General features: G+C 62.6%; 21 protein-coding genes and 2 pseudogenes. 13 read left to right on the plus strand and 10 right to left on the minus strand.

The genetic code is table 11. From position 1 onward, the window contains the following. Positions 1-66 precede the first annotated feature (66 nt). From MU558_RS20720 to glmS, 3 genes are all read left to right on the plus strand, one after another. The gene (locus tag MU558_RS20720; RefSeq protein WP_246975150.1) at positions 67-1,158 is read left to right on the plus strand and encodes a DUF1616 domain-containing protein; all 1,092 of its coding nucleotides are present in this window, start codon (positions 67-69) and stop codon (positions 1,156-1,158) included. A gap of 107 nt (positions 1,159-1,265) precedes the next feature. Then, positions 1,266-2,438: a sugar phosphate nucleotidyltransferase gene (locus MU558_RS20725; protein WP_246975152.1), complete on the plus strand. Its 1,173-nt coding sequence runs from the start codon at positions 1,266-1,268 to the stop codon at positions 2,436-2,438. Further along, entirely contained in the window at positions 2,438-4,243 is a 1,806-nt protein-coding gene (gene glmS / locus MU558_RS20730; protein WP_246975154.1) for a glutamine--fructose-6-phosphate transaminase (isomerizing), read from the plus strand. The genes MU558_RS20725 and glmS overlap by 1 nt, the downstream gene beginning before the upstream one ends. Positions 4,244-4,294: 51 nt before the next feature. On the opposite strand, the gene MU558_RS20735 is transcribed toward glmS, so the two are convergent. From MU558_RS20735 to MU558_RS20750, 4 genes are all read right to left on the minus strand, one after another. Beyond that, positions 4,295-5,524: an ABC transporter permease gene (locus tag MU558_RS20735; protein WP_246975156.1), complete on the minus strand. Its 1,230-nt coding sequence runs from the start codon at positions 5,522-5,524 to the stop codon at positions 4,295-4,297. Further along, the gene (locus tag MU558_RS20740; protein ID WP_246975158.1) at positions 5,517-6,803 is read right to left on the minus strand and encodes an FtsX-like permease family protein; all 1,287 of its coding nucleotides are present in this window, start codon (positions 6,801-6,803) and stop codon (positions 5,517-5,519) included. Before MU558_RS20740 ends, MU558_RS20735 begins: the two co-directional genes overlap by 8 nt. After that, positions 6,793-7,596 (minus strand): ABC transporter ATP-binding protein, encoded by an 804-nt coding sequence (locus MU558_RS20745; RefSeq protein ID WP_246975160.1) that lies wholly within the window; start codon positions 7,594-7,596, stop codon positions 6,793-6,795. Before MU558_RS20745 ends, MU558_RS20740 begins: the two co-directional genes overlap by 11 nt. 88 nt (positions 7,597-7,684) lie before the next feature. After that, positions 7,685-9,601: a CARDB domain-containing protein gene (locus tag MU558_RS20750; RefSeq protein WP_246975162.1), complete on the minus strand. Its 1,917-nt coding sequence runs from the start codon at positions 9,599-9,601 to the stop codon at positions 7,685-7,687. Between the two features lie 304 nt (positions 9,602-9,905). Between MU558_RS20750 and MU558_RS20755 the strand changes: the two genes are divergently transcribed. Beyond that, the gene (locus tag MU558_RS20755; protein WP_246975164.1) at positions 9,906-11,042 is read left to right on the plus strand and encodes an MSCRAMM family adhesin SdrC; all 1,137 of its coding nucleotides are present in this window, start codon (positions 9,906-9,908) and stop codon (positions 11,040-11,042) included. 500 nt (positions 11,043-11,542) lie between these two features. Here MU558_RS20755 and MU558_RS20760 read toward each other — a convergent pair whose 3' ends face one another. Next, positions 11,543-12,820 carry an RNA-guided endonuclease TnpB family protein gene (locus MU558_RS20760; protein ID WP_246975167.1) on the minus strand — a complete coding sequence of 426 codons (1,278 nt, stop codon included), beginning with the start codon at positions 12,818-12,820 and terminating at the stop codon, positions 11,543-11,545. 7 nt (positions 12,821-12,827) lie between these two features. Further along, positions 12,828-12,977 (minus strand): DUF2080 family transposase-associated protein, encoded by a 150-nt coding sequence (locus MU558_RS20765; RefSeq protein ID WP_246976668.1) that lies wholly within the window; start codon positions 12,975-12,977, stop codon positions 12,828-12,830. A 166-nt stretch (positions 12,978-13,143) separates the two neighbouring features. Between MU558_RS20765 and MU558_RS20770 the strand changes: the two genes are divergently transcribed. After that, entirely contained in the window at positions 13,144-14,349 is a 1,206-nt protein-coding gene (locus tag MU558_RS20770) for an MFS transporter (RefSeq protein ID WP_246975169.1), read from the plus strand. A gap of 183 nt (positions 14,350-14,532) precedes the next feature. Here the strand turns inward: MU558_RS20770 and MU558_RS20775 are convergent. Both MU558_RS20775 and MU558_RS20780 read right to left on the minus strand, forming a co-directional pair. Then, a pseudogene (locus MU558_RS20775) lies at positions 14,533-14,613 on the minus strand (IS6 family transposase); the annotation flags it as partial. A gap of 28 nt (positions 14,614-14,641) precedes the next feature. Beyond that, entirely contained in the window at positions 14,642-16,057 is a 1,416-nt protein-coding gene (locus tag MU558_RS20780; protein ID WP_246975171.1) for an aspartate aminotransferase family protein, read from the minus strand. A gap of 1,635 nt (positions 16,058-17,692) precedes the next feature. Between MU558_RS20780 and MU558_RS20785 the strand changes: the two genes are divergently transcribed. After that, positions 17,693-17,848, plus strand: a complete 156-nt coding sequence (locus MU558_RS20785; protein WP_246975173.1) for a rubrerythrin-like domain-containing protein — start codon at positions 17,693-17,695, stop codon at positions 17,846-17,848. Positions 17,849-18,016: 168 nt separating this feature from the next. Beyond that, positions 18,017-18,490 carry a universal stress protein gene (locus MU558_RS20790; RefSeq protein ID WP_246975175.1) on the plus strand — a complete coding sequence of 158 codons (474 nt, stop codon included), beginning with the start codon at positions 18,017-18,019 and terminating at the stop codon, positions 18,488-18,490. Positions 18,491-18,514: 24 nt separating this feature from the next. Here the strand turns inward: MU558_RS20790 and MU558_RS20795 are convergent, their stop codons facing one another. Both MU558_RS20795 and MU558_RS20800 read right to left on the minus strand, forming a co-directional pair. Beyond that, positions 18,515-18,727 carry a hypothetical protein gene (locus MU558_RS20795; protein ID WP_246975177.1) on the minus strand — a complete coding sequence of 71 codons (213 nt, stop codon included), beginning with the start codon at positions 18,725-18,727 and terminating at the stop codon, positions 18,515-18,517. A 31-nt stretch (positions 18,728-18,758) separates the two neighbouring features. Beyond that, positions 18,759-19,103 carry a carboxymuconolactone decarboxylase family protein gene (locus MU558_RS20800; RefSeq protein WP_246975179.1) on the minus strand — a complete coding sequence of 115 codons (345 nt, stop codon included), beginning with the start codon at positions 19,101-19,103 and terminating at the stop codon, positions 18,759-18,761. Between the two features lie 105 nt (positions 19,104-19,208). Here MU558_RS20800 and MU558_RS20805 point away from each other — a divergent pair, with 105 nt between their 5' ends. The 6 genes and pseudogenes from MU558_RS20805 (at position 19,209) to MU558_RS20830 (ending at position 26,633) form a co-directional block, all read left to right on the plus strand. Beyond that, entirely contained in the window at positions 19,209-20,231 is a 1,023-nt protein-coding gene (locus MU558_RS20805) for a lysylphosphatidylglycerol synthase transmembrane domain-containing protein (RefSeq protein ID WP_246975181.1), read from the plus strand. Positions 20,232-20,579: 348 nt separating this feature from the next. Further along, positions 20,580-21,154 (plus strand): annotated as a pseudogene (locus MU558_RS20810) (CBS domain-containing protein); the annotation flags it as partial. Positions 21,155-21,222: 68 nt separating this feature from the next. Then, positions 21,223-22,107 carry a universal stress protein gene (locus tag MU558_RS20815; protein ID WP_246975183.1) on the plus strand — a complete coding sequence of 295 codons (885 nt, stop codon included), beginning with the start codon at positions 21,223-21,225 and terminating at the stop codon, positions 22,105-22,107. A 123-nt stretch (positions 22,108-22,230) separates the two neighbouring features. Continuing rightward, positions 22,231-22,518 carry an amphi-Trp domain-containing protein gene (locus MU558_RS20820; RefSeq protein ID WP_246975185.1) on the plus strand — a complete coding sequence of 96 codons (288 nt, stop codon included), beginning with the start codon at positions 22,231-22,233 and terminating at the stop codon, positions 22,516-22,518. 125 nt (positions 22,519-22,643) lie between these two features. Beyond that, on the plus strand, positions 22,644-25,424 hold the full coding sequence (locus MU558_RS20825) for a cation-translocating P-type ATPase (RefSeq protein ID WP_246975187.1): 2,781 nt from the start codon (positions 22,644-22,646) through the stop codon (positions 25,422-25,424). 225 nt (positions 25,425-25,649) lie between these two features. After that, positions 25,650-26,633 carry an LLM class flavin-dependent oxidoreductase gene (locus MU558_RS20830; RefSeq protein WP_246975189.1) on the plus strand — a complete coding sequence of 328 codons (984 nt, stop codon included), beginning with the start codon at positions 25,650-25,652 and terminating at the stop codon, positions 26,631-26,633. Positions 26,634-26,679: the final 46 nt, after the last annotated feature.

Below are 26,679 nucleotides of genomic sequence, written 5' to 3' on the forward strand. Positions count from 1 at the left end.
GACGTTCGGTCGCAAGCAGGTGGCGATCGACCGACTTTTATCGTCGACAGATCGAACGGTGAGTGAATGGTCGACCGACGGTCGCTCTGGTTGCTCTTGCCGCGTCCCGTCCGTGCGCTTCCAGCGGATCTCGCGTTCGCGATCGCGCTGACCGTACTCGTAAACGTCGCCGTGTTCGCACCGCTGATTCGTGACACGCCGCTTCGCGTGCCGCTGGGGCTCGCATTCGTGCTGTTCGTTCCGGGGTACGTTTTCGTCGCCGCGCTCTTTCCGGAAGCGGGCGAATCACCACCCACGGACAGCGGGCTCGAGGAGAACGACGACGCGGACTCTCGCTGGGATCGGGCGATGCGATCGGGTATCGACGGGATCGAGCGCGTCGCACTCTCGTTTGGGTTGAGCATCGCGATCGTGCCGCTTCTCGGGCTCGTCTTGAACTTCACGCCGTGGGGGATCCGACTGGTGCCGATCATGGTCACAGTGAGCGGGTTCACGCTCGTCGCGACGGCCGTCGCTGCCGTTCGCCGATGGCAGCTGCCAGAAGAGGACCAGTTCCAGGTGCCGTACCGCGACTGGCTCGAGGCGGGACGAGCCGAATTGTTCGAACCCGCATCGCGTGCCGATGCAGCGCTGAACGTGCTCCTCGTCCTGTCGGTGCTGCTCGCCGTCAGTACCGTGACGTACGCAGTCGTCGTTCCACCACAGGGCGAGCAGTTCTCCGCAGTCTACATTCTCACAGAGGACGACGACGGCGAACTCGTCGCCGACGGCTACCCGACCGAGTTCGTCCGCGGCGAGAGCAAAGAGATCGTCGTGGGGGTCGACAATCACGAACATCGGCCGGTAAACTACACCGTCGTCGTCCTCGAGCAGGACGTCGACGTTGTCGAGAACGAGACTGTCGGTGAAAACGGGACCGTCGTCGAGAACGAGACGATCGTCACCGAACAGCGGGAACTCGACCGGTTCCAGACACGACTCGCACACAACGAGACGTGGCATTACACCCAGGATCTCGAACCGACGATGACCGGCGAGAACAACCGGATCGTCTGGCTGCTCTACCCAGACGACGTACCTGCAACCCCGTCGATGGAAAGTACGGAGTATCACGTCCACCTGTGGGTGAACGTCAGCGACTCGAGTGCGGGCCAGTGAGTCGGTGATCGAGCTGTCTCAGAACGATTGATGCCCTAATATACATTCAACAATAGCGGAATGATCATACCGAAAGAATAAGAGTCTTCCATTACTGTCATGCCTTCATGGAGAGCTGTTCTGCGATCGTTCTTGCTGCAGGGGAAGGGACCCGGCTTCGGCCGCTCACGCAACATCGGCCGAAACCGATGCTCCCCGCAGCGACGAAGCCGATTCTAGCGCACGTTTTCGACGAACTGATCGAAGCGGGGATTTCTGACATCACGGTCGTCGTCGGGTACCGACGCAACCGAGTGCAGTCGCACTTCGGGCCGACGTACCGAAACGTTCCGATACACTACGTCACACAGGAGAAACAACTGGGCAGCGGTCACGCACTGCTCGCAGCCGAAAGCGACGTCGACGACTCCGTCCTCGTCGTCAACGGCGACCAGCTCGTCGATCGGCAGATCATCGCGGACGTCGTCGACGCTCACGAGCGCGCAGACGCGACGCTCGGTCTCGTCGAACACGCCGACGTCGGAGAGTACGGCGGCGTCCTCCTCGAGGACGAGCGCGTCTCAGAGATCGTCGAAAACCCACGCGACGATCGGAACTACCGGCTCAACGCTGGCGTCTACGCGTTCGAGCCGACAGTCTTCGATGCGATCCGATCGGCGAAGCCACGGGCGGGCGAACACTCCCTCGTCGACGGAATCTCGGAGTTGATCGCGTCCGGTGGCGACGTTCGTGGCGTCGTCTCGGACGGTCTCTGGGTCGACGCGACGTACCCCTGGGATCTGCTTCGCGTCGCCGACGACCTCCTCGAGCACGACTCCCGGGTGGCGAGCCAGGTCGCCCCCTCGGCACGAGTACACGAGTCGGCGACGATCGTCGAACCAGTCGTCGTTGCACCGGACTGTGTGATCGGACCGGGTGCAGTGATCGGACCGAACGTCTGTCTCGGGGAGAACGTCACCGTCGGTGCGAACGCGACGATCGAACACAGCGTGCTCGATACGGACACGCGAGTCGGTGGCGGTGCGACGCTTCGCGACTGCGTGGCCGGTCGCGGGGTCGAAGTCGGGGCTGGATCGACAGTCGTCGGTGGTCCTGGTGACGTTCGTGTCGGAGAGATGGTCTGTGAGAACGCAGGACTCGGCGCGTTACTCGCCGATCACGTCCGCGACGAGGGTGGCGTGACGTACGCCCCGGGAACGATCGTCGGTTCAGACGCTCTCGTTCACGCAGGGTCGACCGTGCGTGGTTCTGTGGACGCTGATACAGAGGTGCGTGCCTGATGTGTGGAATTGTCGGCTACGTCGGGTCGGACGAGAACAACACGATGGAGGTTCTCCTCGACGGCCTGTCGGGGCTCGAGTATCGCGGTTACGATTCCGCAGGCGTTGCACTCGCCGATAACTCGATCGACGTCCACAAGAAAGAAGGCGAACTGTCGGCACTCGAGTCGGCACTTCCAGACACGACCGCGACCGCCCAGAAGGAATCGGTCGGCATCGGGCACACGCGATGGAGCACGCACGGCCCGCCGTCCGACGTGAACGCCCACCCGCACACCGACGCCGATCGACGAGTAGCAGTGGTCCACAACGGCATCATCGAGAACTACCAGACGCTACGAGACGAACTGGTCGACGCTGGGGTCGAGTTTCGAAGCGACACGGATACCGAAGTCGTCCCCCATCTCATCGGAACGTACCTCGACGCCGGAATCGACAGGGAGGCCGCGTTCCGCCGGGCGATCGATCGACTCGAGGGCAGTTACGCGATCGCAGCCGTCTTCGAGGGCTCGGAAACGATCTATGCGGCGCGGAAAGACTCCCCACTCGTCCTCGGTATCGGCGAGGAGGGACACTATCTCGCGAGTGACGTCCCGGCATTTATCGAGTATACTGACCGGGTCATCTACCTCGACGACGGCGAGTTCGCTCGACTGACACCCGAGGACGTGATCGTAACGGATTCGACCGGGACCGTCGTCGAGACGTCGATCGAAACCATCCAGTGGGACGCAGAGGACGCCGGCAAAAGCGGCTACGACCACTACATGCTCAAGGAGATCCACGAGCAACCGAAGGCACTTCGGCAGTGTCTGCGTGGTCGACTCGACGAACTCAACGGGCAGGTCGAACTCGAGGAACTTGGCGACCTGTCTCGCACTGGTCCGGTCCAGTTCGTCGCCTGCGGGACGTCGTATCACGCCGCGTTGTACGGTGCCACGTTGCTTCGCGAACGAGGTGTTTCGGCCCAGGCGTTCCTGGCAAGCGAGTACGACGCCGAGGCGATCCCCGTCGGTGCCGATTCGATGGTCGTCGGCGTCACCCAGAGCGGCGAGACGGCAGACACGATGCGGGCGCTGCGCGAGGCGAACCGTGCCGGAGCGACGACCATCGCGGTAACGAACGTCGTCGGCAGTTCGGCCGCACGGGAGTGTGATTACGCCCTGTACATTCGTGCTGGTCCGGAGATTGGCGTCGCGGCGACCAAGACGTTCGCGAGCCAGCAGACGGCGCTGACGCTGTTGGCCTGTGCGCTCACAGATCAGGGGTCGCGAAACCTCGTTCGGCAACTACGAGCCGTCCCAGACCAGATCCAGACCGTACTGGACACCTCCCGGGCACGTGAGATTGCCGAGGTATACGAAGATGCAGACGCGTACTTCTTCATCGGCCGTGGCTACCATCGCCCTGTCGCACTCGAGGGGGCGTTGAAAATGAAAGAAATCACCTACAAACACGCCGAAGGATTCGCGTCTGGCGAACTGAAACACGGCCCACTGGCACTGGTAACCGAGAACACGCCCGTGTTCGCCATGGTGACTGGCGATTCAGAGCAAGCGTCCAAGACGATCGGAAACGTCAAAGAGGTGGAAGCACGCGACGCGCCGGTCGTCGCCGTCACCGACGGGCAGTCGAACGTCGGCCGGTACGCAGACCACGTCCTCGAGGTGCCAGCAGGCGACGAGATCACGAGCTCGATCGTCGCGAACGTTCAGCTCCAGCTGGTGTCGTACTGGGTCGCCAATCGGCTCGGACGGTCGATCGACAAGCCGCGAAACCTGGCCAAGAGCGTCACCGTCGAGTGAGGTCGCGTTCGGCACGTGACCACGCCGTTCTCGCCGCGATTCTCGCCACGTCTAGGTGATCGTACGCGGCAATCGCCACGAGGCGAGGAGCGATGCGACCGTCCCCATCCCGACGGCGATCACCGCACTCGCGGCGGCGACTCGCGGCGACGCGACGACCAGGCCGTCGTAGCCGACGACGGCGGAAACGATCGCGTTCAGCACGTGAGCGAGCGGGAACGTCAACAGGGCACCCAGGAGCCAGCCGGCGAGTCCGAGGAACAGCCCCTGCGCGACGACGATCCCGGCGACAGTTCGCCGCGAGACGCCGAGTGCTGCGAGGGTCGCGAACTCGTCTCGGTGTTGATAGACGAACAGCGCGAGCAGACTGACCGTCAGTACCGACCCCGTCACGAACGCCAGCACGACGAGCATCCCTGCCCCGACGAGGACCGTCGCCTGCTGGCCGACGACGGCCTCGAGTTGCTCCTTGTTCGTCCGGATCTCGTAGCTCGGGTGCGCGGTCTCGAGGTCCGACTTGACTGCGCGGGGATCGGCACCGTCTTCTAGCGTGATCGTAATCATCGTCGCTGGATCGGTGCCCGTCGTTCCAGTAACCGTCTGGAGTTCGCTCAACGGGAGCGTCACCGTCGGCGTCCCGAGGAACTGCGAGAACGTCGGCGAGACGCCGACGACGGTGAACTCGTGTTCTCGAGCGGCCGAGAGCGTGCCGCCGACGTGGAGCGTGTCGTTGACCTCGAGGTCGTACGCGCGCGCGGTGCGTTCGTCGACGACGATCTCGTGTGACATCGGGCCGTCGTAGGTACCCTCCGCGTAGTGTCGATCGCCGCCGCTGAATCCACGGCCCGCTGTAATCGAGACGGAGCTGCCACTGCCGGGGACGCCAGTCGCGACGATCGTGTCGAACGACGACTCGTTCTCGCCCACGTAGACGGTCTGGAACGACAGCGGGACGGCACTTCGAACGTCGTCGTGGCGCTGCATGTCGGCCGCGACTGCGTGTGAATCGTGAATCGAATTCGTGAACCCACCACCACGAGTCGGCGTCAGTCCGAGCGGGCCGCCGGTCACCCAGAGGTCTCGATCGGCCGCGTCGAACTGCTGTTCACCGACCTCCATGACGCCCATCCCGCCGCCAGCGAGGAGCGTCATCGCCAGGACGGCAAGCGCGATCCCGAAGACGGCGACGACCGTCCGCGTCCGTTCGTGTGCGAGTTGCGTCCACGCGAGCCCGCCGAGTGCTCGCCACCGCCGGCCCAGACGGACGACGACGTTACGCACGGAGCCGATCACCCCCCATCTCGAGTCGTGTCATAGCGAGTGCCAGTACCGGGATCGTCAACACGCCGATGACGAGGGCCGCAACGACGCCGTAGCCGACGAGGGCAGGGTGGAAGACGGCGACCGATCCGACGTCGAAGAACGCATTCGCGGCGACGTTGGCGATCCGGACCCCGAGCGCTCCGACCAGACTCCCGAGGAGTCCACCGACCAGTGCGACGAGAAGCGCCTGGACGCCGTAGGTCGTGAGTCGAGACCGGAATTCCACGCCGATCGCGGCGAGCGTCCGCAACTGGTCCTGGTCGGCGGCCACTTCGAGGACCATCGTCGTCGCGATGAACAACGAGCCGACGACGATCGCGACGAGGACGGCCGCGAGACTCAACGCCAGCCCCAGATCCGAATCCAGGAGTTGCTGTGTCGTCAGCTCGTCACTCGACAGGACCGCCGACTGCGGATAGATCCCGTCGAGGTCAGAGGTGACCGACGACGAGGTCGCCTCGACGAGGAACTGATCGGCCTGATCGTGGCTACTCGCGCCCGTGATCGACTGTAGTTCGGCGAGGTGCATCACGGCGATCGGTGCCGCTCCCATCACGTTTCCCGTCTCGCTCGTTTCGATCCCGGTAGTCGTGAACGTCCTGTTCGTTCCACGGCCAGCGACGGTAAGCGTGTCGCCATGCTCCGACTCGAGGAGCGTCGCCGCTCCTTCTGAGAGGACGACTTCACCAGTCCACTCACCGTCGTACGTGCCCTCGGCGTAGAACGGGTCGCCTGCTGTCATCGCGTCAGTCGAGAGTCCCATTACCGTCTGCCCGTCCACGTCTGCGACGACGCCGATCGCGACGACGTACTCCGTCGTCCCGGCGTCAGTTTCGAGTCTGAGCACGTCCACGAGCAACGGCGTCGACGTGCGGACGGCGTCGTGGTCGCGGATCCGCTCGTTCGCACCGTGAGCGCCACCGAACTGGGGATCGCCCGTCGCGACGAGCGGTGAGCTGTCTCCGCTCGTCTCCGAGACGATCCAGTAGTCACCGGCGTTTCCGGCGCCTGTCGCTGGGGCTGCGATACCGATCGCGAGGCCGGTGACGATCAGCAACAGCGTGACGGCCATCCCGACGCCGACGACGCTCATCAACGTCCGCTTTGGCGCGAGCCAAAGCGCCTGCGAGACGAACCGTCGCCACGCCAGACCACACCGTCCCTTCCAGCGGCGAACCCTCGCTAGCCGTCCCGGAGACGGCGACGATCGACTCGAGTAGTCGTTCTCAGACGGCATCCGTACTGTCCATCTCGGTCGTCTCGACTCGCTTCCCGTCGTGAAGTTCGACGACCCGGTCGGCGATCTCGAGCGTCGCCCGATCGTGCGAGGCCAGGACGACCGCGTGATCGGTGGCGACAGACTCGAGTTCGGCCAGCACCCGGCGGCCGGCCTCGCTGTCGAGTTCGCCGGTCGGTTCGTCTGCCACCAGGAGCGTCGGTTCCGTAACGAGCGCCCGGGCGATCGCGACGCGTTGCTGTTCGCCACCGCTGAGTTCGCCCGGCGTGTGCTGGATCCGGTCGCCGAGTCCGACGCGCTCGAGTGCCGCCGTCGCCCGCTCGCGGCGATCGCGTTTCGACAGCCCCAGCTCGAGAAGCGGGATCGCGACGTTCGTGCGGGCCGAAAACGCGTCCAGCAGGTGGAATCGCTGGAAGACGATGCCGACGTCGTGTAGCCGGTGGGTCGTCAACTCGCGACTGGACTGCTGTGTGAGGTCCGTCCCGTCGAAGACGACGCGCCCCGAATCGGGCTGCTCGAGGCCGGCGAGCAGGTGTAACAGCGTCGACTTGCCGCTTCCACTCGGGCCGGCGAGCGCGACGATTTCGCCAGGACGAACCGTGATCGAGACGTCCGCGAGTGCTGTCACTGTCGGGCGATCGTCCCCGGTCGCCTGCCACGGGAGATAGCTCGCGAGACTCGAGGTCGTTCCGCGCGCGTACGTCTTCGAGAGGGACTCACCCCGTACAACGGGGGCTACATCCGTGGGGGAGTCCCGTTTCTCGGCCGTCGTGCTACGCATCGTCTCCGTCATGTCGTTCGTCTCCAGCGGGGACCATCGGTTACGTGTACGTATCGATATCTGTGAGAGATCAAAAAGGCTGTTAGTTCGTCAGCAGCCCTCAGTCAGACCGAGTCCGAAGCGCGAGCAGGGCCGCAGCGATCGCGGCGATCGCCATCGGCGCACCGAAGCCGGGGAGGCCGTCGCCACCGTCCTCTTCCTCGGCGACGGTTAGCGTCCCTGCGGACGTGCCGCTGACTTCGATCTCGTACTCGCCAGCCTCTTCGAACTGTCTGGTGAAGCTGACCGTCTTTTCAGTTCCGGTTCCGATCGTGACCGACTTCTCGTCGACGACCTCGCCGTCGACGATCAGTTCGGCCGTGAACGTTCCGAGCTGGCCACCGACGTTCTCGACGGTGGCCGTGACGTCGGCCGACTCGCCGGCTTCGATCTCCGTGTCGCTCAGCGTCGCGTCCGTCACGTCGAACTCGGCCGGCGGAGGCCCGGTGACGACGAGTTCGCCAGCCGACGCGTCGTTGACTGCGATGGTGTGCGTACCTGGCGAGTCGAACGTTTGGGTGAACGTCACCGTCTCCGACTCACCGGCGTCGACGTCGACGTCTTGTTCGTCGACGACCTCGCCGTCGACGATCAGCTCGGCCGTGAACGTCCCGGAGACGTCGCCGACGTTCTCGACGATCGCCTTGACGTCGACCGACTCGCCGGCTTCGATCTTCGTGTCGCTCAGCGTCGTCTTCTTCACGTCGAACGTAGCGTTCTCTCCAGGCTCAGGTTCGGGCTCCGGTTCCGGTTCGGGGACCGGGCTCGGCGGCGCAATCGGGATTCCACCGCCCGGCGGCGACGTCTCTTCTTCTTCCACATCGAGCGTCCCCGTCGAGGTCGCGACCTGATCGGTCGTCGACGCGACGTGGATCCAGCGGTACTCCTTTTCGGGCCACTCCTCGAGCGTGGCGACGTCGATCGTCTCGTCGCTGTCGTTCGCGACGACCATCGTCGTCGACGCGTTCAGGACGTCGTCACCGAGGTCGACGGAATCCGATTCGTTCAGATCACCGACGACGAGGTCGACCACCTCGTCGAACGGAGTGCGGTTCGTCTCGTCCCCAGTGATGGTTTCACCGACCGTGACGACGCCCTCGACGGTGCCAATCGGCTGTTCGACGACGACGTCGCCCATCGTGAAGTCCGCGTCGAGGGAATCGGTCAGGTTGATCGTCACCGGGGTCGTTTCGATCGTCGACTCGTCGTAGAGGACGATCGTGTGTGCGACATCGCCGTCGGTCTCAAGTCCGTCGTCGACGTTCTCGAACGTCGCGTTGTTACCGGGTTCGACGGACGAGGGTGCGTCGACGCTCGAGGCACTATCCTGGACGAACAGACTCTCGACGCCGATGATCGTCGAGGGACCCTGGGGCTCGAGGTTGCCGTCCCCGTCGACTGCCAGCCCGCCGTCCTCGTCGTACGTCGTGACGAGTACGACGTGTGCGCCGGGTGCGTCAGGCGTGTACGTAACGTCGTCTGCGAACTTACCGTCTGCGATCGTCGTCTCGGCCGCCTGAGTGAAGCTGGCGTTCTCGTTCAGGTCGGAGACGGACGGCATCTGGTCGAACGTGGACAGTGCCGTTCCCTCGTCCAGCGTGCCGACGATCACTCTGACGTCGTCGCCATCGTACTGGGTCGTGTCTGCTTCCGGCGAAACCGGGTCGAACTCGAGTTCGACCTCTTCCTCGGCTCCGAACACCGCTAATTCGCCGCGCCGAAGGTCAAACTCCCTGTTTTCGGAGGTACTGATGAACAGATCTTGATTGCTAACGACCGTCTGTCCATCACTTGTGTTCGCTCGAAGCGGGAAGATCGACCGATCCCACACCGAAACGTCGTTGCCTATCTCGTATTCCGTCCCGTACGACGAACCGTCGTTTTCCCCATCTTGCGTCGGTTCCGCACCGACTACACCCACAATGGGTGCGAGTGCAAGCATGAGGATTATCCCCACCGTAACAGCAGTTCTAGTCATCACCTGAAAGTCTAATCAACACAAGTTATTTTTTTCCCTTTGTTTCTAGCCAGAGAGTATAAGATCATTCCTGCCTGGAACACGCACGCCTCTGGCGCCTGATCGCATTTTCCCCATTCGGATGAAAGCAAGTTGTTATGGATCGATATCGGTCTCCAGTTCAGTCTTGATTTATCGTATCGAAAGTATTATATTTCGATCTAAAGACCTAATCGAACGCATCATCACCGACCGATAGGTCGGATCGAACACCGTCGTGGTTGGTTGTCGATCACGATGGTGATACTCACATGAGACATCCACTATGACCGAACGATATACTCGAGTCGCCTCGACGATCCTCGCCCTCACTCTCGTCCTCTCGGCGTGTGCGCTCACTGGTGTCGCCGCCAGTGACGAAGCCAGCCTGTCCGTACCCGGTTCGATCGATACGCCGACGAAAACGGTCTCGATCGAAGGAACCGAGTACGAGGTGAGTAGCGTTGCCGTGCGCGAGCCGGGTCAGTCGCTCCCCGTCGACGTGAGCGCGTCTGACAGCACTGATTTCCGGGTCGACCTCTACAACAGCGACGAACAGCGAGAAAACTCGCAATACGGTACCGGCTCCGAGCGCGTGACGTTCGACACTGACGCGTTAGATCCTGGTACCTATCTCCTCATGCTCCAGATCGACGACGACTACGTCGAGATCCACCCCGTCGTCATCAGCGGCTACGACGTCGAGACCGATCACGCCGACGAGATCGAACCCGACGAGACGCTGAACGCGACCATCTCGGTGACGCCGACGGCAGCCGACGGAGATCCAGAGGGCGTCGAACTGGTCGTCTGGAACGACGAGACGACGATTCGCGAATCCGCAGAACAGACCGACGACGGCACGTACGAGGCGACCGTGTCGGACCTCGAGGAAGGAACCTACGACGTCTACGCCATCGCACAGGGTGGTGACGAGATCGACGGCGAACACGAAATCCTCGGGGTAAGCGACGGCGGCTCACTCGAGGTCGCCGAATCGACCTCGGAACCGACACCGCCGGACGACGGCGACGATGGATCCGAAGACGACGACAGTGACAACGAATCAGACCCGGTCGACGACGGCGATGCGGACAACGTCAGTGACGGCGAGTCGGAGAACGTCAGCGACGGTGAGCCGGACAACGGCAGCGATAACGAGACAGACGTGATCGACGATCCGGTCGATGGCGACGAGGGCAACGAAACCACAGACAGCGACGACGGAGCGGACAACGACAGTTCGAGCGAGTCGAACGAGACCAGCGAGGTCGTCATGCCGACGAACGAGACGAACGAGACGGACGCTGGAACCGAGGACGACCCCGGAGCAGGATCCGATTCAGTCCCGCTCGAGGCCGTTCCGATACTCGTCTTCGCGCTCGTCATCGTCGGTGTCAGTACTCGGGTGACACGGCGGTAGATTGATCGTCGCAGCTGTCCCCGCTGTTCTTTTGTCGGTCGCAGAGATCACTCTCTGCAGTCCATTTGCGATATCCATCGCGGGCAGATGTCTCGCAGTGGATTGGTCACCAGTCAACTGGCCCTCAAGTCAGGGACGGTGAACGTGAACGGCGAGTACACGCCTGCCGAGTTACGCGGTTAGAACGGGAGTCCACTGACAAGCCTCGGGGTCGTTCGGAAGATCTTCGATCTTCCGTGATGACGAGACGCCTCCGGCGTCTCGAACCACTTGACCCCGAGGCAGTTGACTGGACAGAAACAGAAGAGAACGCGTACAGAGATTCTGACCGGGGACGCCACACCGCTGCGATCGTCGAATCGGAAAATAGTGGAGGGAAAGTCAGTTGCTATAGGCATTGACCTCCTCCACGCCCTTCAGGGCGTGGAATCCCACCATGGGATTTCGGCCTCTCGCGGGGAGGCCTTCACGGTTTCAAGACGCATACGCGCTCGCGTCATCTACCTCGCCCCCGCAGTGCCAGTTTCGCTCTGGTTGCTAGACTCAGTATCTGCGAGCGTGTCTTGTGGCCCGGTCAAACAGGCCCCATCCCCGCCAGAGTCATCGCCAGCCACCTTCTCACTCGAATCCGAGTGCGTTTGGGGCTGGCTCTCTCCAGCGGGGTCGTATCTATCCGCAATATTGAGCGCGGCGTTGATATCCGCCTGATACTCAGACACCCAACACTCTTCGTTCGTACATTTGAACGTGCCCTGTCGCGGGCGATAGCCTTTCTCGCCACACGCGTGGCACGTCTTCGACGTGTACGCTGGTTCGACGGTCGCCACGGGAATCCCGTGTTCGGTCGCTTTGTACTCGATTTGGGCGTGGAGCGTGGCGAACGCCCAGCCGTGTAATCGGCGGTTCATGAACCTGCCGTAGTCCATGTTCTCACGGAGGTGCTGGAGGTCTTCTAACACTACGACGGGATTCTCGACGGTCTGCGCATGGGCGACCACGTCGCTCGACACGGTGTCGATGAGCTGGTCGATCCGCGCCCAGAGTTCGTCACTGTACTCCTCGTCGAGGCGGGCTGCCTCACGCTGTTGGAGGCGGCGTGTGGCCGTGAAGTAGGTTTTCCGCAGGCGTCTGACTTCGCGGGATTCGTCGCTCCAGATAGTGGGTGTGGTCGGGGTGCCGCGCTCGTCACGGTGACACACCGTGGCCAAGGCAGCCTCCCCGATATCCACCCCAATCGGCGTCGGCTCACTGGCAGACGCCGACCTGGACTGCTCGACACCTCGCGTCACGGGCATGTGGACGTACCACTCACCATCCCGTTCGATGAGTTGACATTCGCCCATCTCTGCATCGCCGTGGTACAATGCTTCGAGCCAGTCGTGCTTGTGCGCTGGTGGTTGAGCGGGCAGCCACAGGTGGTAGTCGTCGTGGTGTGGGATTTTCACGTACCACTCGATGGCATTCTGTGGCTTGTGGTCGAGACTTGGTCCTTCGTTCGTGAAGCGGACGGGATGGGTTTCCTCTCTGAGTTCGTCTGCGTCGTACGTGTCCTCGTCGAGTAGGTTCGGAACGTACTGTTTGAGGGCGTTCTTCGCGTAGCCGGAGAGGTCGTAGTCGACGACCACGTCGTTGGTTTTGGTTTGGGTGTCGCAGTCTTGGTCGAACGCGTCGTGGAGGGCGAGTTGGTACTCGTCGACTGTCTCACGGAGCTTGCGCTGTTTGTGCGCGTTCGGGTTGACAAGCTTGAGTTGCAGCGTCTCCGTGAGTTCGTCGAGCATGGGGGCGTTATTCGTCGGTGGGTGGGTCGCTGGTGCGGACGATGTTGACGGCTGCGCCGCGCCAGTTTTTGGGGACGAGGACGTGCGCGCTGTTCCCAGTGGGTTTGACCTCACCTTCGATGACTTCGTGACCGTTGATTTCGAATCTACCAGTAATGATAGTATTTATATATTGTTTAAACCTAATGTTTCGACTGAGGGAAATCCAGACCTCTGATACGCATGGTTCGTGTGGCTGGGCCTATCGCTCGACCGCCGCCTAAAGTCGGAGGTATGCGCTAACAATCTCTATCAGAATAGAGTCACTGCTAACGACTTCTGCAATGGACGTTCGAACCGTTCTTGGACGCGAACTGAAGGCACTGTGGGGTGGCGGAAAGGGAACCTCTCTCGTCGCGATCGCAACCACGTGGGGACTGCTGGTCGGGACGCGGATGATCTACCCCGTCGTACTGCCGTCGCTCCAGAGCACCTACGGCCTCAGCCTGACAGTTTCCGGCCTGCTCGTGACCGTTCTCTGGCTCTTCGCCTCGATCGGCCAACTTCCGGGCGGCGTGCTCGCAGACCGGTACAACGAACGCACGCTCATGGCCACGAGCGCTATCGTCGTCGCAGTGGCGCTTGGCTTCGTCGTCACGGCACCCACGCCGGTCGTGCTGTTCGCCGCAACGGCGTTCTGGGGACTGGGACAGTCGCTGTATCCGATCGCTCGCATCACGCTCCTCTCGACGCTCTACTCCGAACGACTCGGTAGTGCACTCGGCGTGACGATGGCCACGGGCGACGTCGGCCAGACGATACTACCGCCGGTTGCGGCCTTCCTCGCCGCCACGTTCGCCTGGCAGGTCGGTCTCGGGTACGTGGCACCACTCTTGCTTCTCGGCGGGCTCGTCATCTTCATTACCGTTCCGGCCCGGCGGCCGGCCGACCAGCCAGCCGAGACGCGATCGATACGAGACATGGTAGGCGTGTTCGCAGAGCTACGCAATCCGTCGATGGGATTCATGACTCTCATCCTGTTTCTGTACATTTTCATCTGGCAGTCGTTCACAGCCTTCTATCCGACGTACCTGACGACGGTGAAGGGGCTCTCGTCGACCGTCTCGAGCGTGCTGTTCGGCCTCTTCTTTGCGGTCGGCGTCGTCGTCAAACCGGTCGCCGGTGCCGCCTACGATCGCATCGGGATGCGCAGCTCGCTCGTCGGCGTTCTTCTGCCGCCTGTCGCTGGATTCTCGCTGCTGCCGATCGTCGAGAGCGTCTGGGTTCTCGGCGCCATTACCGCCCTGATCAGTACGATGCTCGGGTCGGGTGCGATCACACAGTCGTACCTGGCCGACTCGTTTTCCGAGGAGATGCAAGGAACGGGACTGGGGGTAATTCGAACGACGACCGCGACGCTCGGTGCCGGCGGTCCGGTTCTCTTCGGCGTGATCGCAGACAACGGCTACTTCGATGCGGGGTACGTCGTTCTGGCCGCGATTATGGCTGCGGTCATTCTTCTCACGCTTCGGATGCCACACGCTGAGTGACGGCCGCCACGGCCACCAGGTCAGGTATTGCACTTGCTCTACGTGACTGTCCGCCGGTTCTGGCACGTTGCACCATTCGTGCTGACCAGTCGGTGTGACGTTACCCGTTTCGACGAGTTTCGTAGCAGCCGACGGTTGTCGCGTTCCGTCCCAGTTCTTATGAACCGTTTTGTCCGGCAGTATAAAGATACGTTCGACAGCGTTCCGATTTCCATGGCGTCCGGTCCGAAATCGGAGTCCCGCTCGTTGCAATGCAGCCGCTAGTGATCGAAACCCGCTGTGACTGCTCGAGCTACGGCAGGTCGCCGCTGGTGGCCGCCCGGAGCGCGTCCGTGACGATGTCGAGGCCGATCTCGGCTTGCTCGTGCGTCGTGACCAGCGGTGGCAGGAGCCGGAGAACGTTGCCCTCCCGTCCGGCCTTCCAGATGAGCACGCCGTTTTCGTAACACCGGGTCTGGACCGCCTTGACAAGATCCGCACTCGGCTCGCCGTCTTCGTCGATCAACTCGACACCGACGAACAGTCCCTCGCCACGTACCTCACCCACGAGGTGGCTGTCGACGTCCTGCAAGCGACTGCGGATGTACTCGCCGAGTTCGGTCGCGTGCTCGAGCAGGTCGTGTTCCTGGACGTACTCGATCGCGGCGGTTCCACCCCGCATCGCGGGAACGTTACCCCGGAAAGTGCCGATGTGGCCGCCCGGCCCCCACGTGTCGAACTGCTCGTGGTACAGCGTCGCCCCGAGCGGGAGTCCCGCACCGCCGATGCCCTTCGCCATCGTGATCACGTCGGGCGTCACGTCGTAGTGTTCGCAGGCCCACCACTTCCCGGTGCGACCGAACCCCGACTGGATCTCGTCGGCGACGAGCAGGGCGTCGTTGTCGTCGGCGATGTCGCGCAACCCCTGCAGGAAGCCCTTCGGCGGCACGACGACGCCGCCTTCGCCCTGGATCGGCTCGACCCAGATCGCCGCCGGCGGCTCGTGGCCGCTGTAGGGCCCCTCGAACTTCTCTTTGACCGCCTCGAGCGAGCGAGCGCAGGACATCCGACCACAGCAGTCACCACGGGGACACACCGCCTCGGCGTCGTCGTCGCTCAGGGACTCGCGGTACGGGTACGGATAGCGGACGTGGATCGCGTCGGGCAACAGCGGCTCGTAGCCCGCCTTGTACTTGACGCCGCCGGTGAGGCTCAGCGCGCCTGCCGTGCCACCGTGGTACGATCCCTCGAACGCCAGCAGGCCGTGGCGACCGGTGTACTGTTTGGCCAGTTTGATCGACGCCTCGTTGGCGTCGCTGCCCGACGGCCCGCCGAACACCATCTTGCACTGATCGCGCAGCCCTGGCGGTGCGACGTCGTTTACCGCCTCGATGAACTCCAGGCGGGCCTCCGTCGGAAAGTCGATGGTGTGGACGAGTTTGCTCGTCTGGTCGTTCACCGCCTCGAGCACGTAGGGGTTCGAGTGACCGACGTTCATCACGCCGATGCCGGCGAAGAAGTCGAGGAAGACGTTTCCATCGACGTCTTTCAACGTCGACCCGCGTCCCTCCTCGAGCGCGATAGGGACGACCTTCGGATAGGCGACTGCGCCGCTGTCGATGGCCTCCTGTCGCTCGAGCAGCCTCCGAGAGCGCGGACCCGGGATCTTCGTCTCGACGTTGGGGGCCTCGTCGAAGTGGAGGTCGTGAATGGGAGGTCCAGCCGTCATGCGCTATCTAGACGGCGAGAAGCGGGAAATATGCTTTGTTAATTGGTGCCAGCAAACAATGTCAGCAGATTCGCACGGACACGAAAATGGGCACGAATCGTCTCGTTCGCTCGTCGACTGCTGGAGTTACACGAGCTCTTCTGCTTCCGGGAGGTGTGTAGGCGTCATAGAAAGGGTCACACACCCACTACGTGGGTACCCAGATTCAATAAGTACAGACAATACAGTTGCCGGCCGTGGTGACTATTTGGTTGGATGAAAACCTCATCTATTCGGAAACTATTTCAGCAACTGTTTAAAAACCAAGATATGGTCCTTGCGTTGGCTGCATACGTCTATGCATCGGTTCAGACGCCTGAGCACGAGTTCAATGGAGGTTTTGCTTTGCTTCTGTTGTTTGCTGACGTGTGGGTTGCTGCAGCGTTCAGCCCAAGTTTATCGATATAAAACGGCGGAGTGTCTATGTTCAGTGCGCATACCTACTTATCGGCTAATTCACCGTGGGAGTGGGTTTGACGTCCTCCGCACGGCTAACGCCGTGGGATTCCTCCGTGGGTATCACGGCCCGCATACGCGGGCTCCACCCCGGCTGTGAACTTGCGGGTTCACTGACGCGCCTTCAGCCCTCACACGGAGGGTTGTGGTGGTCTTGGGTATCTGCTCGGCGTAGCCCTCCCGAGGAGGGAGTGGCTCCCAGCGGCGTCCAGCGCACTGGGCAGTGGGCCGCGCCATCGGCCTGACCCTCGATTCAAACCACGAGTGAGGGTCGTCGAGTGGCATGCCAACCACACTGCTGGTTGGGCTGCGAAGGGTGTGTTTGTGTGTAGGAGTGTGAGACCTACTCGTAGCCATGGTGAGCGTGAGCGGGTTCCCCGCAGCAGCATGCCGCATGCCTATATCGAATAACGTGGAGATTCGTCTTAAACCTTTCAGATTGCGTGGGTGATTCGGGGGAGTCGTGTCGCGTGGTTTGATGCAGTAGTGACGGCTTCATCCCACGAGTAAACTCATGGGCTTTCGCCTGTATATCGTGTAATCAACACCGCGGGAAACGTTCTATGACACCCTCGGAGATGTTGCAAAGGTATCGTTCCGTCGAGCGCTCGATGAGGTCTCCTGCTAACGAACGTGCCCACGTGAGAGTTATTATGGTTGCACTCGTAGTTTGGATATTCGGTGGAGGGGGTTACCCGTGACATGTGCCAATTGCAGGGCGAAAGAGTATTCGGTCGAACGGTACCACGTTCACCTCTCGACTGACCAGGTCGTCGAACTCGAGCTCTGTGAGGGGTGTCGGTACAAGTTCGTCACTGCAGACTGGGTGGAGGCTGTGGTTTGACGGCCGGACACCACGTCGCAGTGAGCGAAACGCCAGGACGTAGCCAGTGTTCGATTCGACGACGCGCAGACAGCCTCGAGAGAACGGACTCCCGGACCTGTACGGACGGCGTCGACGACTCGAGGACGCCAGTGGATGGATCGAACGTTCAAACCGGCCGTCGACGCTCTCGAGTCGCGCCGAAGGAGTAGCGTATCGCGAAACGGCCGCCGAAGATTGACCGAGGAGGTCGATCGATCGCCACTGGTCGATCTGCCGCAGAAGCAGTTATGCAAGTGGCACTACAAGCTAGTGGTATGCCTCACGACCAGGACGTCGAAGGTGCGAACGATCCGGACTCGGTATCGACGTACGAGTGCCTCCAGTGTGGCAACGTCGTCGAATCGAAGACCCATCCCGGTGAGTGCGACTGTGGTGGCGAGTTCCAGAATCGGGCAAAGTCCCTCGAGTAGTCACCTGGACGGCAGTCTGACGCACTGCCGTTCGTGTTCGATGTGCGAATTCGCCGCCGGCACTCGAAACCCGTCCAGCGAACTGCTCGAGGAGACAGGCAACCAACGAGTCGTTCGTGGCACGGAGGTCTGGGCAAGAATTACCTGCTCTGGGATAGTTCGGGACGTATGGACGACACAACCGACGTGGACGAGACGGTCGACCTGAGCGACGCAGCCGACTTCGACGACATTCTCGTGCCGACCGACGGGAGCAAAACCGCTCGCAATGGGTCGATGCAGGCGATCAAGTTCGCACAGCGAAACGACGCGACCTTGCACGTGCTCTACGCGATGGACATGGGCGACGCCGACTACGTGGCCGTCCCGAGCAACATCGAGGAGACGCGAACCCGCATGGAGAAAAAAGGGCAGAAGTACGTCGCGGAGATCGAAGAACTCGCCGACGACGCCGGCGTCACTTGTGTGACGACGGTCACGGCGAACACGCCCGTCGAGGCCATCCTCGAGTACGTCGACGAACACGACATCGATCTGGTCGTCATGGGCAAACGAGGGCGCTCCGACCCGGACAAGCCACTCATCGGCTCGATCACGAATCGGGTCATCGGCTCGCTCGACATTCCCGTGTTCACAGCCTGAACTCCTGAACAGCAGCCGTCGAGGCTACCCGCGACCGCAGTCGTGAGCGAAGGCCGATCGGATACGTGGCGACGATTCGTCTACCGACGCAGCGGCCAGACCCGACGGTCGGTCGGACACCTCGAGGTGGTCGTCCATCACTTCGCCACTGACCTCGTCTTGCCGGACGACGATGGCAGCGTCCATCACTTCGCCACTGACCTCGTCTTGCCGGACGACGATGGCAGCGTCCAGCACTCCGACCTCGGCTTGTGGGAGCGAGTCGGGTTCATTCGTTTCGTTCTGCTTCGAGGGCACGAAGTGTGTCGTAGGCATCGACGGCGTACGTCATCGCTGGCCCACCACCCATCACGACGGCGATTTTCAGTGCGTCGACGATCTCGTCGTGGGTTGCCCCGGCCTCGAGTGCTGCGTCCGTGTGCCAGAGGATACAGTGGTCACAGCGGGTGACAACGCCGATCGCAAGCGACAGCAACTCCTTGGTTTTGCGATCGAGTACCGTCGTCTTCTCTGCCGATTCGACGAACCCGGAAAACTGCTCCAGTTCCGGGGCTTCCTCCACCAGGTCACCGAGCGTCTGCTTGAACTCGTCTAACTCCTGTGAGCGCGACATCACGTAGCCGCTCGACGACTGAGGATAAAACGTGACGGGGTCGGTCAGGCGGGATGAAAGAGAGCATATCAGATGTTTCAAGTTGAGCGAGACTCTATCTCGAGTATGAACGGTCGAAGTCGGCGCGCACTTCTCATCGGCGCCGTCGGGGCAATCGCCGTCTTCGTCGTGCTGTTCGTCCTCGTCGGCGCGCGCCGCGTCGTCGAATCGCTGCTGACGGCCAGACCGTCGCTGGTGGCGGCGACGTTCGTGCTCGCTCTGTGCTGGCTCGTCGCCTGGAGCCTCATGCTCCGGACCGCCCTCGCTGCACTGGGCGTCGACATTCCGTTCGGGAAGTCGTTTCTCGTCTACGCCGGTGCCGTCTTCGCGAACAACGTCACGCCGTTCGGCCAGGCCGGCGGCGAACCCATCGCAGCGTTGCTCATCTCGAAAGTCTCCGACGCCCGGTACGAAACCGGCCTCGTCGGAATCGCGAGCGTCGACGTCTGTAACGTCGTTCCATCCATCTCGCTCGTCCTGATCAGCGTCTCGTACTACGCGACGACGACGACCGTCGGCGAGCGCCTCGAGGACGCCGTCGGTGCGGCAGTCGCCCTGATCGCCGTCGTCGTCGCGATCATGCTCCTCGTGTGGCGATTCCAGAACGTGATCGTCGACCGACTGCCGTCCGCCGTCTCTGGTTTCGTTGCTCGCCTCGGGCGCGGACAGTTCAGCCCCAGATCGATCGAACGCAACCTCGCAGAGCGACTCGGCCGGTTCTTCGACAACATCGGGCACGTAGCGACGGACCGAAAGCGGCTAACGGCCGTGATCGGACTATCGCTGGTCGGCTGGCTCTTTCAGTCGATCGCACTGCTGACTGCCTTTGCCGCCCTGGGGCACAGCGTTTCGCCGGTCGTCGTCCTGTTCGTGATCCCGCTGGGTAATCTCGCGGGAGCCGCTCCGCTGCCGGGTGGCCTCGGCGGGATCGAAGCCGCGTTCGTCGCACTCCTCGTGCCGACGACCGGCATCGCGGCACCCGTCGTCACCGCTGCGGTCCTCATCTTCCGCGGTGCGATCTACTGGATGCCGGTCCTCATCGGCGGCGGATCGATGGCGGCCCTCGGCGTGCGAGTCGTCTCGAGATGACCGCTGGTCGGCGGCTTCCGTACAGATCCGGTGTCCTCGCCTGGTCAACTCTCTGGCCTACTCGCAGGCTTCGCTTGCTCGTCGAAAACGGGAGCGTAGTATCCTTGCCGCCACCTCGGGATCCTCGAGGTGGTGACGTCCCGTTTCGACGTCACGGCGTGCAGATCCGAAAACCATCTCTATGCCAGGAGTTTGGTAGGCGCACACCGTGCTAGGCATGATAGAAACAATAGTTAGCTAAGGTAGAATAGGTACCTCAGTTACCGTAACCGTTGATTTCTCGTTCCCATCGACGGATCGACCGCGGAGTGCCAGAGATGGCGTTCGCTTTGCTCGAGTTCCATCCAGCAATTACTTACTTGTGAAATGACCGGCGCGTGGCTCGAGACCGAAACTGACGTCATCGAATCGCGGGCCGACCTCCGAAACTAGCTGGGGTCGCTGCTCGACCGTGGCGACCTCTCCGAGGAACGCCGCGAAGAGGTTCTCAATGCCCTCATCGTGGGCGAACGACCCGTCAGTGAGGTCGTGACGCCGCGTGACGAGATCGTCTCGCTCTCGACGAACGACTCGATCGAAGCCAATCTCGATCGGATCGGTTCGAGTCCACACACCCGCTTCCCGCTCGTCGGCGACGAACTCGGAGACTTCCGTGGCATCGTGTACGTCCCGACCGTCGTCGATCGGGTCGACGACCTCCGAAGCGGAGCGGTCACGCTGCAGGACCTCGCCGCACCACAAATGACGCTCTCGGCGGAGACGCACATCAGTGAAGCGATCGACCAGTTCCAGGCCGAACACCAGGAACTGGCGCTCGTCCTCGAGGGTGGCGACGTCGTCGGCTTGCTGACGGCGACGGACGCCCTCGAGGCCGTCATGGGGAAATCGAAGATCCACTCGACGTCGCAGCCAACAGACCGTAGTCTCGAGGGCCGTACTGGCTGCCGTCGCTGCCCCTCCTGTTTTGTGTCCTCGCCTCGAGACACTCGGTATGTTCGACGCTCTCCTCTTCCCTACCGATGGAAGCGATGGCGCGGCAGACGTGTTCGAGCACGTCCTCGACGTCGCAGCCGCGCACGATTCGACGGTCCACGTCCTCAACGTGGCGGATACGATGCGCGATAGCGTGACGCGGATTCAGGGAACAGTCATCGATACCCTCGAACAGGAAGGCGAGCAGATCGTTCGAGATGCGGCCGAGCGGGCAGAGCAGCGAGGTGTGAGCACCGTTACGGACGTCCGACAGGGCGAACCGTACGGGACCATCGTCGACTACGCTGACGCGCGCGACGTCGATCTCGTCGTCATGCCCACTCACGGTCGTCAAGGTCTCGAGCGCCTGCTCCTCGGGAGTACCACCGAGCGAGTCGTTCGACGGTCAGACGTACCGGTCCTCACGATTCGACCGGGTACTGCCGACGACCTCCAGTACCCCTACGAAGACGTCCTCGTCCCGACTGACGGAAGCAACTGTGCGAGTCAGGCGCTCGCGATGGGTGTCGACGTCGCGACCGCCGAGGACGCTGCGCTTCATCTGCTCTCCGTCATCACCGTCACGAGTCTCGGCGTCGACGTCCGAAGCGACCTCCAGCTGTCGATGCTCGAGGAAAGCGCGACCGATCTCCTCGAGGATGCGGCGGAGTTCGCAGCAGACGCAGGGATCGAGCCAGTTTCAAAGACGATCGAGCACGGGTCGTCGATCCACGAGGCCATCCTCTCGTACATCGGCGACCACGACGTCGGTCTCGTCGTCGTCGGGACGCACGGCCGAACGGGCTTCGACCGATACATGCTGGGGAGCGTCACGGAATCGCTCGTTCGGACGTCTCCGATTCCCGTGTTGACGGTCCGGGAGCCTGCCGACAGCGTGCAGTGACCTGGTACTCTTCCAGGCGTCGGCTGCAGAGGCGTCTCCAGCGGTTCGGGCGATTCGACAACGGTTTTCGGATCGTAGCAGGTGCCGCCTCCATTTATGCACTCAACCGACGTCAGTTCGGTTATGGGAGAACTCGAAACCGAAGAACGAAGAACGCGAGCGGAGGTTGCCACGTACCTCCATCGACTGGCCGATCAACTCGAGGAAGACGATCCCGTCACGCTCGAACTCGGGGGGCGGCGGGTGACGCTCGATCCCGTCGGTCCGATCACGTTCAAACTCGAGGGCGAATCGGACTGGGCCGAAGGCGATTCGGAAGCGAAACAGAGCATCGAATTCGAGCTGGTCTGGTGGCGCGACGCGACGACGGCCGAAGAAGGAACGTTGGACGTCGAGCAGGGGTCGGAGTGACGGCGGTCCAGCGTTCTTCGAAACACGTTCGAGACCGGCGAACGCTCCGGAGATGACTTGCTGGCCCACGACCCGGGACGTGAGCGTAACCGAGCGAGCGGTATCGACGAGGCGACACCGACAACATGCCAGGTGACGGCCAGACCGATCGCGCAGAGCCGTGGCACGCCCTGTCGACGAACGACGTCCTCGACACGCTCGAAACCGGTGACGGGGGGCTGTCGTCCGACGAGGCGACGCGACGGCTCGAGGAATATGGGAAGAACGACATCCGCGAGTCAGAACGGACGTCGAGTGTCGAACTCCTCCTCTCGCAGTTCCGGAATCCACTCATGTACCTGCTCGCCGTGGCGGCACTCCTCTCGCTCGGCGTTGGACTCTTTCCAGAGAGTGACCCGAACTACGCCGAAGCCGCGTTCATCACACTGATCCTGTGTGTGAACGGGCTGTTCGGGTTCGTACAGGACTACCAGGCCACGAGATCGATCGAAGCACTCCGTGAACTCGCGAGCCCGGACGCGATCGTCGTTCGCGATGGGGACAAGCAATCTATCGATGCAGAACGACTCGTTCCCGGTGACGTGATCCACCTAGAACAGGGGGACGCGGTTCCGGCGGACGCACGCCTCCTCGAAGCCGACGAGTTACGGACGAACGAATCCGCGCTCACGGGGGAGAGTACGCCGGTCAAAAAAGATCCGGCGTCCGTCGACGAAGACACACCGCTGGCCGACCGGCGCGACGTAGTCTACATGAACACGACCGTCGTGAAAGGGAGGGGGAAAGCCGTCGTCGTCGAGACGGGCATGGAGACGGAGGTCGGAGGGATCGCGACCCGACTCGGCGAGTCCGAGGACCGACAGACCCCGTTCGAGGAGGAGGTCAAACAGCTCGGAACGCAGATCGGCGCTCTCGTCGCCGTCCTCATCGTCCTCGTCACCGTCGTCCAGTTTTTCTTTACCGCGACGGACGTCGTCTCGATTCTCCTCGTCAGTATCACCCTGGCCGTCGCGGGAGTTCCGGAGGGATTGCCTGCAGTGGTGACGTTTACGCTCGCGCTCGGTGCCCGAGAGATGGTCGATCGGAACGCCCTCGTCAGACGGCTTCCGGTCGTCGAGAGCCTCGGCTCGACAGACGTCATCGTCACCGACAAAACCGGAACGCTCACCGAAGAACGGATGACGGTCACGCGCCTCTACACCGCAGGAACCGCCGTCGACCCATCCGAACCCGACTCGATCTCGACCGACGGAGACGGCGCGAGTCGACAGACAGACGCTCGCACTCGAGACGTCGACCAGGCGGTCGAGCGGCTCCTGCAGTGTGGTGCGGCGTGCAACAACGTGGAACGAACGGCGGAAAACGAGTACAGGGGCGAACCGACCGAAGTCGCGATCCAGCGAATTGCAGACGACGCCGGCGTCGATCCGCCCGGCGAGCGGATACGCGAGATCCAGTTTTCGTCGGAACGCAAACGGATGACGGTACTCGTCGACGACGAGGAACCGACCGCCTACACGAAGGGTGCGCCGGAAGTCGTACTCGACCGATGCGACCGCATCCTCGAGGAGGGAGGCGTGCGTGAACTCACCGACGCGAAACGACGAGCCGTCCTCGAGCAAAACCGGTCGTTCGCGGCGGACGCGCTCCGAGTCCTGGGGTTCGCATCGAAGACGGTCGCCGATCCAGAAGCGGATGCAGATCGGATCGAGGACGGGATGGTGTTTCTCGGGCTCCAGGGGATGCTCGATCCACCGCGTGCAGAGGTCGAACAGGCGATCGCCGACTGTCGAACCGCCGGCATTCGTCCCGTCCTGGCGACCGGCGACAACCGCACCACCGCCAGGGCGATCGGCGAGCAGATCGGCTTCGACCCGGAGGGTGCTCTCACCGGCACCGACGTCGATGCGCAGTCGGACGAAACGTTGCGCGACACTGTCGAGGAGGTCGACGTCTTCGCTCGAGTCACGCCGGACCACAAGGTCAGGATACTGACCGCGTTGCAGGCGAACGGCCACAACGTCGCGATGACTGGCGACGGCGTCAACGACGCACCCGCGCTCACGCAGGCCGACGTCGGGGTCGCCATGGGGAGTCGCGGGACCGACGTCGCACGGCAGGCGTCGGATATGATCCTCCGGGACGACAACTTCGCGACGATACGGGACGCGATCGAGGAGGGACGGGGAATCTTCGAGAACGTTCGGAAGTTCGTCAACTACCTCGTTTCGACCAACACCGGCGAGGTGCTGGTGGTGTTTCTCGGCGTCCTCGTCGGGAGTGTTCTGTTCCCCGAGCGGTTCACGGGGACTTCTCAGGCGCTGATTCTGACTCCCGTCCTGATTCTCTGGATCAATCTCGTCGCCGATACGCTACCTGCGTTAGCCCTCGGCGCGGATCCACACGCCGCCGGGCTCATGGAGCGCCCCCCGAGACCTGTAGACGAGGGCGTGATCAACACGCGTGTGCTCGTGTCGATAATCACGATTGCGGTGCTACTGGCGATCATCGGTCTCGGGCTCTTCTTTTACGGCCTCGACGCGACCGGTTCGCTCGTCCGCGCCCAGACGCTTCTGTTTACGTTCATCGTGGTCGGAGAGTTGATCCGGATCTACGTCATTCGCTCCCGGTATGGTCTGTCCCTGTGGTCGAATCTGTGGCTCCTGGGCGCTATTGGGTTCTCGTTTTTCCTCCACCTCACGGTTCTGTACACACCGTTACACGACTTCTTCCGCGTCGTTCCACTGGCCACTCACGAGTGGGGCTGGATCGCCGTCGCCTTCGTCACGTTTTTTCTTCTCAACGTCCTCACATCGACCCTCTACGACCGAATTTTCCAGTCGTCGACGCCGAGCGAACGAGTGCGAAGCGAGTCCGAGCGGGTCCGGGACGACGGGCGGCGCTAGAAGCGCCACGACCGGCCAGCTGTTCGGCGTTGTCTCCGTCTCCAGAGTGTGAGTTCGACGTCCGTTCGTCCCGAATCCGTGGCCGTACGGCGAATCTCGAGCGAGCCGTGCACATTCGGAGCCCGGCCACCGATCGAGCGCGACCAACTGGCTACAGCAAGGCGAATACCCCGACCCACCGTGTGTGGGGTAACATTCACTATCCCTCACAGTGAGGGAATGTCTATGCAGACCGATCTTTTGCTTCCGATGGTATCGGACACCGACACGACAGAACTCGCCGTTCGCGCCGAGGAACTCGGCTACGACGGGCTCTGGCTCGGCGAACTCTGGGGAACGAGTTCGGTCGTCCAACTCACTGACATCGCCGCCCACACCGACGAGGTCGACATCGGGACGGCGATCGTCAACGTCTTCTCGAGGACACCTGCAGTGCTGGCGATGACCGCCGCGACGCTCGATCGCGTCTCCGACGGCCGGTTCTGCCTCGGCGTGGGGACGTCGACGCGAAAGTCCATCGAGGATCTCCACGGGATGGACTGGAACGATCCCAATCCGGTCCGACGGGCGCACGAAACCATCGAACTCACCAGGGAGTATCTCAGCGGTGACGGACGCGTCGACTACGAGGGAGAGATCTTCGACGTCCAGGACTTTCCGTCCCTGGGTGCCGACGTCCCGATCTACCACGCCGCTCTGGGAAAAGCGAATCGGCGCGTCGTCGCCCGGCTGTGTGACGGCTGGATCCCACACAACGTCCCGTTCCCGGACCTCGAGGACGCCTTCGCCTACATCACCGACCAGGCCGAGGAGGCGGGTCGAGACGTCACCATCGACGTCGCACCGTACGTCCCCGCAGCAGTCAGCGACGACCCGGAGGAGGCGAAAGACGTCGTCCGGGGTCACGTCGCCTACTACGTCGGCAACGGGAAGGGCTACGAGCGGGCGGTCGCCCAGCGGTTCCCCGACGGTGCTTCGGCTGTCGCCGACGCGTGGCGAACCGGCGATCGCACGGCCGCCGCCGAGAACGTCACCGACGAGATGGTCCGGGCGCTCGGCGTCGCGGGGACGCCCGAGCAGGCCCGCGAACAGTTCCAGGAGATCGCCGACATCGATTGCGTGACCCGACCGATGGTGACGATTCCGAGCAACGCCGACGAGGAGACGGTCGAGCGAACCATCGAGGAGTTGGCACCGGCCAGCTATTGAAACAGGTCGGCTCCCAAACGGCGAGAAACAGCTCGAGACGCTCGAG

The organism is Natribaculum luteum, assembly GCF_023008545.1.
Classification (GTDB): Archaea; Halobacteriota; Halobacteria; order Halobacteriales; family Natrialbaceae; genus Natribaculum; species Natribaculum luteum.